The 12,598-nt window shown below is 32.3% G+C and carries 2 protein-coding genes; both read left to right on the top strand.

All coding sequences use genetic code 11. The annotated features are described in order from the left end of the window. The first annotated feature begins 138 nt into the window (after window positions 1–138). Complete coding sequence (locus IGK21_RS04805) at window positions 139–6,948, top strand: hypothetical protein (protein ID WP_181918631.1); 6,810 nt, start codon at window positions 139–141, stop codon at window positions 6,946–6,948. 802 nt (window positions 6,949–7,750) lie between these two features. After that, window positions 7,751–12,568: a hypothetical protein gene (locus tag IGK21_RS04810; protein ID WP_438718989.1), complete on the top strand. Its 4,818-nt coding sequence runs from the start codon at window positions 7,751–7,753 to the stop codon at window positions 12,566–12,568. The last annotated feature ends 30 nt before the right edge of the window (window positions 12,569–12,598 follow it).

Consider the following 12,598-nt stretch of genomic DNA (forward strand, 5'->3'; position numbering starts at 1 on the left):
ATTACATAAAAAATGGTAGAAACAATACTAAAAAGCAGTGTGAACCGACACAGTTGTCCAAACTAGTAAGAACATGGATACGAGTGATTAAAATTTGTTGCAATTTACAAAAACTGTCGATAAAGAAAAGGAGATCGAATGGAAAAAAATGAAGGTTTATTTAATGTATATTTTAAAGCAGATCGAGTGGACTATGGAAAAAATGGCTATGAATCTATCAATTTAAAAAATAACCAGAATTTGATGTCAGATAGTATTTATTTATATAATCTTTTATTCATGAATAAGCAGGCATTTTCTCCAAGGGATTGGGAACAACACCAAGTTAACTTTGAAAGATATGTTATGCCGCGTTTAACTTTGAACGAACAAGCAATAGTCAGTGAATGGATAAATACTCTTCATAAAAATGAATTGTTACAGTACAGATCTTTAGAGGGAATGGCGAAAACTTACGTTACTTTTCATAAGCTGTTAAAAAAAATAACTAATGAAGCGGACCAAGCTTTTGAAGATCAGTTTAAAGATGTTCAGTCATTAGATCAGCAATCACGAAAGAAAACAATCGATATCTATAGTTTTTATCATAAGATTTCTAATGAAAAAACAGCAGAATCAACTAAAAGACTAGAAGCGCAGGTCAGTGATTTGTTGATCAAACCAGTGGTAAATAAAGGTGAAAATAGTCCTAATTGGTTTAATGATTTAGTGAGAGCAGTTATGGTTCTGGAGCGAGGGATAGAGTCAGAGAAACTAAAAACAAAAATATTTACTGAAATAAAAAAATCCGGTAATCAACCCGTTCTTGAAGAAAAATGGGATTCATTCATCAAAAACCATGTGATTCCACGCCTGCAAAAAAATAATGGTTTGGATGATACATATTATGAACTATCTCAAACAATCAATGTTTTGAACAAGAAAATTAAGGTATCTGTAGAAGAAGCACAGTCTGTTTCTTCTGTTTTTTATAATAAAATATTTCCCAATTTACTCCGTTTGCCTGACATGTCTCATCTGGAAAAAATAGCAATTTATGAAATTTATATCGATGAAAGTAACTTATTACCGAAAACCAAAAATAAAATAAAAAAAACTTTGGAGAAAAGTTTATTAAAAAAAGAAAAAAAGAAACTTGAAGAAGTCAAGCTTTTAAAAAAACAAAATATTCAGATGATAGAAGAGGTAGGACCGTATGATTTATTAGCCCTTGAAGAAATACAGCGAGGAAAGCAAAAAGCAACAGTAGATTTTTTTACAGCTATTTATAAAAAGTATGGTGCATTAAATAGAACAACAATGACTAGAGAAAAATATTTAAGTGAAGAAGTACAGCGAGGAAAGCAAAAAGCAACGGGGGATCTTTTTACAGTTATTTATGAAAAGAATGGTGCATTGAATAGAACAGCAATTTCTAGAGAAGCGAAGAAATATTTAAGCAAAGTAGGCTATTTAGAATTTGAATTTATAGTACATAATAGTGAACAAAAAAATCATATAATAAAACAAGAATCCACTTCTTTAAGTGTACTTAAATCTATGCTTAAACGGAAAGATTTATCTCCTTATGCAGTGAAAGCTTATTGTTTAGCCTATTTAGAAGAGCGACAACTGGAAAGCAATGTCAAAAAACTTTGGAGAAAACCTTTTTTGAAAGATTTAACACCAGAAGAGATTAAAGTAGTGGAGAATCTAGTTTCTGAAAAAAGATTATGTCTACAATTGGGGAAGGAAGTAGGACCAGAACTTGCAGTCAGATATGAAAGAAGCAATCAAGATAATCAAGTAGAACGACTGAAATTGTTCAATGAAATGGATCAAAAGGTTTTTTCAGTGACTTGTCGCCAATTCATCAAAGAGCAAGCTAAAAAATGTTTGAGTGCAACGAATTATACTCGATTTGAAGTAGCTCAAATGATACGAAATATAGAGAGAAAAAAAGGGTTACAGGAGAGAGAAAAAAACAATTTTTTTGATCCGATTATTAATAGTCAAGATTTATCTTCTAACGAAATTAGAGCCTATTATCTAGCCTATTTAGAAGAGCAACAAATGGAGAACAACATCAAAAAAAATTTGAAAAAACCTTTTTTGAAAGAGTTGAAACCAGAAGAATTATTGAAAGTGAAGAATCTAGTTTCAGAAAAAAGATTATATTTACAATTAGGAAAAGAAGTAGGTCCAGAACTTGCAGCTAAGCTTGACAATAGCAAGGAAAGCAACCAAGTAGTCCTATCTCAATTGTTCAAAGTGATGGATCAAAAAGCTTTTTCAGTGACTTGTCGCCAATTCATCAAAGAGCAAGCTAAAAAACATTTAAGTGAAGCAAACTATGTGAGATTTGAAATAGGTCACGTGATACGAGAGGGAGAGAGTAAAAAAAATTTACAGGAATGGGAAAAAACAGATTTTCTTAATCCATTTCTAAGTCGCGAAAATTTATCTCCTAACGAAATTAGAGCTTATGAGTTAGCTTATCTAGAAATGAAATACAAACCACTTAGCCGAATGAATAGTTGGAAAAAGAGTTTACAACAATATTTTGAGAAAAACTTAACAAATGAAGAAAGAAATGAAGTGCAAGCCTTAGTTCCTCAAAAAAGAGTTCTTATCCAATTGTCAAAAGAGCTAGATTTAAAAAACGTATTCCAGCTTGAAGAAATACAGCAAGGAAAACAAGAAGGAAGGCTTGGTTTTTTCACAGATATTTATGAAAAATCCTTTTCAACGACTAACCAAGAATACATCAAAACACAAGCAAAAATATATTTAAGTCCTGCTAACCATGCTGAATTTGCAGTGAAAAGTCAGATGCAAGATGCATTGAGAGAAAAAGGATTAAAGCTAGCGAATATTAAGTTTAGCGAAGATAAAATTCGGGTGTTTCTTGACCAGAAAACGCAATCACCACTTGAAATTAGAGCGTATTACTTAGCCTGTATAGAAGAACAAGTGATACCAATGGATATCAAAAAAAGTTTAATACACGCTTTGAAAAAAGTTTTAACTGTAGACGAAAATCTGAAATTGTCAGAACTCATTTCAGAACAACAAAGACTTATCCACTTGTCTGAAGAAATAGGCCCAGAACGTACATTGGAATTCTTAAAAATAAAAAAAGAAAACAAAGCAGCAACAATTGATTTCTTTACAGATTTATATAACAACGTATCTTCCTATACCCAACAATGGATAAAAGAACAGGCATCTTTACATTTAAATCGAAAAGAACATTTAGAGTTTACTAAAAAAGTCAAACTAAAAGAAATAATCAAAGAAGGTGGGCCTGATTTAAAAGCATCTGCAGTCTATAACCAACGTAAACGAGCATTCGAAAAAGCAATGAGTCTTCCAGTCATTGAAGAGCTGCAAGTGAAAAACGGGCTGCAACAAGTCAATGCTAATCTTTTAGATCCTCTTGAACTTAGGCGATTAAACAAGGAACAACTAATCGATTCTTTGGTCAAAGTCCAAGTGAGATTTCCACATTGGGAACAACGTTTAAAAGATCAAGCAATCGACCGCTCCATCTCGCATTTAAACGATTTAGAAAAAAAAGAGATCAAGACTTCTTTAAAAGTTAAAGAATTGAAAGGATTTTTAAATAAAGTTAAGTTTCATGATTCCGATGGATTTAGCTCAATTTGGGGTTATGCGAAATTTCACGTTGACAATGATCGTAGAATTATTAAACTCCAAAAAATTAAAGAACAACTAGATGAGATCGCACCAGCCAATTTACTTCAGCCAGTTGTTGTAAAAATATTAACGAATAATAGGTGTGATTATCGAGATCTAAAACTAAGAGAAGCTATTGTGTCCCATGATGAAACAGCGATTGAAATCAATCGTCAATTAAAAAGTGAATTTAAAGCAATGGGTGTAACATTTAAAGAGGTAAGTAGAAATCAAATACTAAGAAGAATATTCAAAAATCTTGATAAGGGACTAAAGTCAGAAAAAGAACAAATTGCGGAGGTTCTGTCAGATTCCAACTTACACTATAATAATTTACTAAATACATTGCTCGTTCAGTTTGAAAAGAAGGTACATGAGTATATTCCATATTTAGATACGTTGATTCAAAAGGATTATGAGGATAAAGGTGCCGTGTCATTAACGAATAAAAGGATTTTAGAACTTGTAGAAAACGAACCGGGCCTTAAAGATTTACTCGTTTGTTGCCAAAATATGCTGCCTTCTTATCCTTTAAAAAATTATGCTCAGACGATTCCAATGGTGTCTACCTATTTTGCTAATTTAGCGCATCAAATTGAGGAAACATATCAAAGTCCAGGAAAAAAATTAGCAAAGCAAATTTTCATGTTAGGGAAACTGGATCCATTATATTGTGCAAAAATGATTCAGTACTTGAGCGCACAATACACTAATAAGCAACCTAACCCTTTACCAATACACCCAAATATTTTAATACAAAATAAAATGGAGAAGATAGTAGAAAGCTATCATGACCTATACCCACTTCCGTCCATGCATAGCGAATTGACTGGCAAAAAAATAGTTAATAAAGTGGCTAATGAAGTAGTTGGAAATGTTGAAAGGCCAATCTCAACACCAATCATAGAGCAATCAAGTCAGCCGTTTGATTGGAGTCCTTCTGTCATTTTAAATCAGGAAGTAAGACCGACTGAAACAGCTAAGGCAATTGTTGCGTTTCACAATAAATACCATGATCTAGAGATGACTAAGCAGTTTACAGCTTTTGCAACGAAACCAAGGCTTGAGAGAGAAAAAGACAAAACCAATACAACTAAAGAAGAGAGTCTCAAAGAAGTTGCCTACCAAGAATTTCTTAAGAAAAAAAAGAGCTATAAAAAATCAAAAAATTCCGCTGGAAGAGAGATTGCTCATGAAGAAATGGAACTAGCATTAAAAAAATATCAGCATGTCGTGCAAAAAAAACAAGATCAAAAAGAATGTGCGAACAATATGGAGAATCAAGAATTAGTTCGAGCAGGTGTGTATTTGACTCAACAATTACAGTCAGATGAGCTGACGAATTATCTGGTGGAACGAATGATTGCTCCTGAAAATAGGAGACCCGCTAATGTTCAATTGCAATATTTTATTAAAGAATTAGTACATGATTTAAATACAGCAACAGAAAGAGAAGCGGCAATTCAAACGATCATGCAACCCTATTTAAGTGTGGAAGAAAGACAAAAGTTTTATGCTTTTATGAAGCAGGATACGTATCTTCAACAGTTTCTTAAGCAAGAAAACTTATCGAAAATTGAATTAAAAGCATGTGTTAGTGCTTGCCTACATAAAAGTGATTTGCCATTTAAAGAACAAGTGGATCAGAAACTAGATGTTTTTTTAACAGACAAGGAACAACGTCAGTTGAAAGAAATGGTTAGTCAAAAAGAGATAGTACGTGTCTTAGCAGAACAACGGGATTATGAAACAGCAGTGAAATTTGAAAAGGTATTAAAGAAAGAAGAAGTAGGTGAGATAAATTGGCTAGTATCCATTTATAATGATACGCCATTCCTATTAATAAAAGAATCAATTACATCACTGATTGATTCTTCTTTTAATGAAGCAGATCGTATGCAATTTTATAATAAAATTAACTCTAACCATAAGCTGAAAGACCTTAGCAAACAAGTGTCTCTTACTACAGCAGAAGGAGAAAATTCTCGGTCAAACAAGGAAGACATGTTTTCGTTAGTTTCTGCAATCAGTCCAGAAGTTGCAGAGAGGATAGAAGCAACTAACTTAAAACGATTGCCATTAATTGCTGAAATAAAAGAAAATCTAGAAGAGAAAGGGATCAAGTATTATCTTCCTGAAATAATCAAAGAAATTGGAAAGATAGATTGGAACAACCATCAGGGAAATTCTGAAAATGAATTAATAAAAGAAAAATTGAGACAAGTAAGCATAACTTGTTCAGATGAGCAAATAGAAAATTGGAGAGATATATTTTTTGATAACTTTATAGAAGGCATAAGGATAGGGGATTTAAATGAACAAAAAGAAATATATCCTTTAAGTGGAATGGGAGTAACATTTAACACAACTATTGAAAAAATAAACGAACTTTTAAAGAAAAAAAATGAGGAACAAATGAATCAAGTGGAAAGCCCATCAATGAAGAAATCTTTAGATGAGGCAAAAGAAAACTTAATCGAAGAAATTGAACAATCTGTGCGTATGATTAACCCAAACGATAAAAAAAGGACTATAGAAGATCAATTTGTTGAAAATTTTACTCGTTGCAGCATTCAAAAGTATGGAGGAAAAGGTTTCCCAGTCAAAAATATTTTAGAGGAATCACCTACATTGAAAAAGGTATTGTTAAAAAAATTACCCGCTATTAATCTTTCTTACCCTATTGAATTACGTAAGCTAATCAATGAATGGTATGAAAATACCCCATTCTCTCCATTTTTAAAAGAATATAATGAAACAGAACAAGAAAGAATCCAAGTTGAGAAATCCATTTACAAATTATTTTATAATGATGACAATTATTGTGCAGAAAATATGCGTGTGATGCTTGTCGATTATGCGGGTATATCGGTAAGTTTAGACCCAAGAGATAGAGAAATGTATGGTTATCCCCTAAGAAAGAAGGCAGAATCAGTACTAGTGGGCTATAAAGAAGTAATGAAAAAACAAGGTATATCAAAGATACTTCCGAAAGAATTACAAGAATTGCAGAAAAACATTCCTGGGCAAACAAAAAGTACTATGATCTCATTTGATTTTATCACGCAAAATGATCAATCAGTGAAGGGCAATCAAAGAACGCAAGTTAGCATGCAACAAATAATGGAAAAAGCAGGAAATTGCTCTACTAATTCACCATTGGTACCAGAAAGAACACACGGCACGTCAATAAACAGAGGTGAAAGCACAAATGAGAGGAGCATGCCTAACGATAGACAATTATCAGAAAAACTTAGTTATAATCGATGAATTCGGAAATCATGTTTCTTGAGTTCAGTATTCTTCCTGATTGCCATCTGACTTGAAGAAAAAGTCAGTCAATCTATTGATTGATAGAAAATTAGATAGATAAAAACATAATGAGGGCAAATTCTGAATAAAAGGAGCAAAACAAATGGGAAGAGACTCTTATAAGAAAGACTATATGCAGATTAAAGGAAGTAAAGTAACTTGTAAAGAAAATGAAGAGTGGATCACAATTAACCTAGACAGTAATCCCAACTTATTGGCGGCTAGTATTTATTTATTGAATAAATTATTAGATGAACAAGATGTACTACCTCGAAAGGATACGGAGGAGAAAAAAGAAATTTTAAAAACAAGTATATCAGAACGATTGGTAGGAGATCAGAAAAAAATTTTTTTAGATTGGCAAGAAGTCACCCAGGCAATCTCTGAAGGCAATCTTACAACACGACAAAAACTTATGGAGGTGTTCCATAAGAAAAGATTATTTTCTTTAGAAGAAAAGGCGAAAGTTTGTGTGCTGTTTCAAGAGTTGATAAACGATATCAAAGATAAAAAGGAAAAAAAGTTTAAAGAGCAATTTTATGCTAATTATTCATTAAATGATAACGAACTAAGTGAATCCATAGAAGTTTATCATTATCTATATCCATTCGAGAATGAGAAAATAGCCAAATCAATGAACAATATCGAACAACTATTTATTGATTTGGTGTTTCCTTCCAGTAGTACAGATAAAAGACGTAAAATGTATGATGTAGTCAGAGCCACTTTGATTTTAAAACGGAAATTATCCTCGACACAATTGAAAAATGATTTACTCAAAAAAATGGTGGAACCTCAGGTTTTTTCCCATGAACAACCCGAGTTTGATACGTTTATGGAGATAATCGTTAACCCCTATCTTAAGAAAAATCCTGCCACAGATCCTGACTATAGTCGTTTTCCAAGTGAAAACGAACAGGAACAAGTTGAATTATCCCTGACAAACGAGGTAGAACCATACTACTTATTTGCATTGAAAGAAGTTCGAAAAGGATTTAGAAAAGCATCAACAGAGCTATTCACACATATCTATTTACAGACAACAATTGAAGAGAAAAGAGATATTATTGATGAGTATGCAAAACAGTATTTAACTAAATTTGATTATTTGGATTTTATGTTCAGGATAAGACAGCAACATATTCAGAAAAAATGGAATAAAAACAATTCTTTACAAGAAAATCTCCATCTACTTGTAGATGGGAAAAGCAGAACGGCTTACGAGGAACGAGCGTATTATTTGGCTTATCTTGAAGAGACGACATTACCAAAGTCTCTAAAAGATACTTTGAAATACCTTTTATTGAACGAGCTATTTTCTGGTGAATACAGACAAGTGATAGAGCTTGTTCCTGAGAAAAGACAATTGTTGCTGTTGGCAAAAGAAATAGATATAGAGACTGTATATGAATTTGAAGCAATCCAACAAGGCAAAAAAAGGGTGACGTACGCTTATTTCTTAGAGTTATATGAAAAAACCAATTCGAAAAAGGTTCAAGAAATTATCACAGAACAAGCTAAAAAACACTTAACTGAAAGTAAGTATGTTGAATTTGAAATTTATACCTATTTTCAAGAAGAATTTAGAAGAAAATCAGTTACACAACCGAATGTAGAAAAAGTATTCAGACGATTTATTGAGAGGGAAGACTTATCTGCTAATGACATTCGAGCTTTTTACTTGGCGTATATAGATGCACAAAAATTTCCGAATGATATCCAAGTAATTATTGCAGAACGCTTAACAAAAAATTTAACGGATAAAGAAAAAAAAGAAGTGATAACGCAATCTTTAGAAAAAAAACAATTGTTACTGATGGGGAAATACTTAGAAAGCGACATTATATTAGAACTTGAAGCAATCCAAAAAGGTAAAAAAAAGGGAACAGATGACTATTTTTTAGCGATATATAAAAAGAGTGACTCGATATTGGCTCGAGAAATGATTAAAGAGCAAGCTCAAAAATATTTGACTGAAAGTAATTATCTGGAATTTGACATAAAGATCCAACTCCAAGAGGAAAGTAGAAAAATGGATTTGACTTTACCGACAGTGGACTTTAAAGATGAAGCGCTACGGTATTTTGTTGACCATAAAGTATTATCCAAAAATGAAAAGATCATTTATTGTCTAGCCTATCTTGAATTTAAAGAAATACCCAGTGATTTAGAAACAATAAGAAATTTAAAAAAAGCTGTCGTAACTCCAAGTCAAATCGATGTCGAGGATTTGGTTTTAGAAAAAAAACAACTTTTATCAATAGCTAACAAAATAGATCCAAGTGTATATGAAAGATTAAGAACTAACGCAGGAATATCAATCGGTGTCTTTACGGAGATGTATGAAAATGTGAAGTCTAATGAGCATCATCAATTTATTAATAAACAAGCACAATTATTTTTAGATGCTGAAAAACATTTAGAATTTAAAAAACGCATTGCACTTTATGAATTAAGAAAGTCTGACGAACTAACCTCTGAAGTTGCTTTTTTTATTGGACTGCAACGTCATTATCAACAAAAAAATGGGGAGAACCATCGAACGAAAGTCAGTCTCCAAGACATAGAAGAATTGAGGAAGCAAAACCTGTCTTTTCTAGCTAAGACGATGGTTTTAGATCAGAAATCTACCGAAGGAATAGAAAGCAAAAAAAACGATGAACAAAAAACTGTCAAGGAAGAATTAAAAGATTTCATTACTTTAATTTCTCGTTTTGATAGTAATGATTCATATACATTTATAGATAGTAATTTGAAAGATATATTCAGGTACGTCAGACATTATGCTCATCTGAGGAACCAAGTTTATTCTATACCACAATCAGTTAGAACGTTTAATAAATTGAAACATCTGAGGGTACCATTTATTGAAGAAAATAGAAGCAACTGGCTGTTCGTGTTAGATCTGAATGACAAGAAACAATCGAAGTATATCAAAATAATTAAACAATTCATTTTATTGCCTGAATGGCAATTTGTAGCTGAAATTGATCCTTTATTTATCGCTGTAAAGAAGAGAATAGAGAAAAAATTAGAACGATTTAGCCAAGAGGTGGAAGCAAGTCAACTGAAAACGGATGAAGAAATTTTAGCGCTCGCAGAAAAAGACCCTAAAGTCAAAGAACTACTTACATACTATCAAAACATTGCTCCAGCAGTTCCGTTGAAAGATTTTGCAAAGGCGACGCCAACCGTCGTTGCTCATTTTAACAATTCAGCACATCAACTTGCAAGAGAATACTTTGGAAAAGATGCGGAATTATCTCAACAAATTTATGAACTGGGAAAGCGAGACCTACCGTTTTGTGTAGATGTAATTAGGTATCTGCTATCAACTGACAATAATGAGAAAGCGAAAGGTATTCCGAAATCTTTTGATAAGGAAAGTCAAGAAAGAGCCGAATATATAATAGAAAATTATCATCAAAAGTTCATAAAGCCACAGCAAACTAAGCAATCGAAAAAAGTTCTACAAAAGGAAAGGAAAGAAAAGCAGATTGCAAATGACACCCAACTGAAAGAATTAGTAAGACATGGCGTTTATAATTATCAAATGGGTGATGGGAAAGAAATACATATAGGACAGGCTAATGTTGATTCTGTTTCGGGCAACACTCGATTACAGCAATTTATAAAAGAACTAGCTGAAAATTTAGATACAAATATGCAAAGAGAAGCAGCGATTCAAACAGTAATGAAACCATATTTAAGCTTGGAAGAAAGGAAAGAGTTTTACGCTTACCTAAAAAACGACCCGTTTCTTCCATTATTTTTACAGAAGGATAACTTATCAAAACTTGAATTAAAAGCTTATGTAGATGTTTGTCTTAAAAAAACAGACTTATCTTTTAAAGGGAAAATCTCTGGCAATTTGAGGGCTTTTTTAACGATAACTGAAAAAAAAGAATTAAATAAATTGATTACTGAAAAAGAAGTTATCCGTGCAGTTGCAGAAGAAATCAGTCATCAAACAGCTTTAGAATTGGAGCGAGTAGTAAACCAAAACAAACAAGAGATTGATCCACTCGTAACTGTTTATCGTCAAACAACCTTTACAGCAATTAAAGAGTTTGTCCTACAACAAGTTGATTCATCACTAACTGAAAAAAATCGCTCTGAATTTTATCAGAAAATTGGTTCTGCAGCTTCTATAAAGCATCTAGATCAGACTAATTTTGGGGCACACTTAACAAACAAAGAGGAATTAGGACAAGAAACTAAAATAGGCTTTCTTTCACTAATTAATGAAATGAAAGAAACATTAGAACAACAAAAAATCGCCTATTACTTTCCTGAAATAGTCGGAGAATTTAATTCTCATCAAGTAACGAGAGAAAGTTTGGAAAAATTAGGTATCCATTTTACAGACGATCAAATGAAAAATTGGGAAGCTACATATAAAAAAGGCCCGATAGTAACCGATAATATTCAAATATCCATACTTCAAACAATCGCAAAAGTAATTGAAAAACATATGGAACGAAAAGGAACTCTAATAGAAAATATCCCCACCGAAAAAGAAGAAAAAAATAGCATAAAAGAAAGACTGAAAAAAGAAATCGAACAATCAGTAGCTAAGATTAATAAGAATGACCCTAGGATCAGTATAGAAGAGCAGTTTATAAATCATCTTTCGACTCAGCCAATCTTCAACCATTTAGTAAGGAAAGAACCCGAAATAGGGGAAAAATTATTGAAAAAATGTCAGAACAGACTTCCTTTTATTTCGCTACCTTCTTCAAAAGAATTTCTTCAGATGATGAATAGAGAGTTCCTCAAAAAACATACCGGGATTAGACGTTTTGCATTAGAATATGCGAGAGAAAAAAGAGCACGATTGTTTGAAGAAAGAAAAATTTATAAGTTGTATCAAGAAAATCCATTCTGGTGTTGTGAAAATTTACGAGTGATCCTCGTCAATTATGCTGGGTTCAAGAAGAAAAATTTAAACCCAATATATAGACCTGAATTATACTCTTTTCAAGTGGATAGGAGTTTTAGTCAGCAGAGATTACTAAATAAAGCCAAAAAAATAACCGATTTTTATATAGATATCTCTTTAGATTTAAAAAAAGTATTACCTAAGGAACTTCAAAAAAAAGAATCAACGAATAAGGAAAGCCAAACTGAAGTATCATTTGAGTCAATAGTAAGCGACCAAGAGAAGTTAAATAATGATATGGCTTTAACAGAGGCGAGAGAAAAGAAGAGGTTATTTCCTGCCACAAATCATTTTGAACCGAAAAGTAATTTAGGACAAATGGAGCCGTTAGACAAAAAACTGCGTTTGATTCAGATAAAAGAATCAGCGAATAAGGAAAGTCAAACTGAAATATCATTAGAATCAATAGTGAGCAAGCATGAGAAGTTAAATAATGATATGGATGTAACAGAGACGAACGAAAAGAAGAGACTATATCCTTTTCTTGGTCAATCCGAATCAGAAAGTAATGTAGGACAAATGAAGTCGCTAGAAAAAAAGCTGCGTATGACTCAGATAGAAAAAGCAAGCCAAGAAGGTTACAGCTCTAATGAGAGAAAAACGCATGAACAAGTTCAAAGACAAGCGAATCGCTAAGTTTGGTCAGTGCTAGTAAATTAGTTGTTC

The sequence above is a fragment of the Enterococcus sp. DIV1421a genome, assembly GCF_051711025.1.
Classification (GTDB): Bacteria; Bacillota; Bacilli; order Lactobacillales; family Enterococcaceae; genus Enterococcus_B; species Enterococcus_B hirae.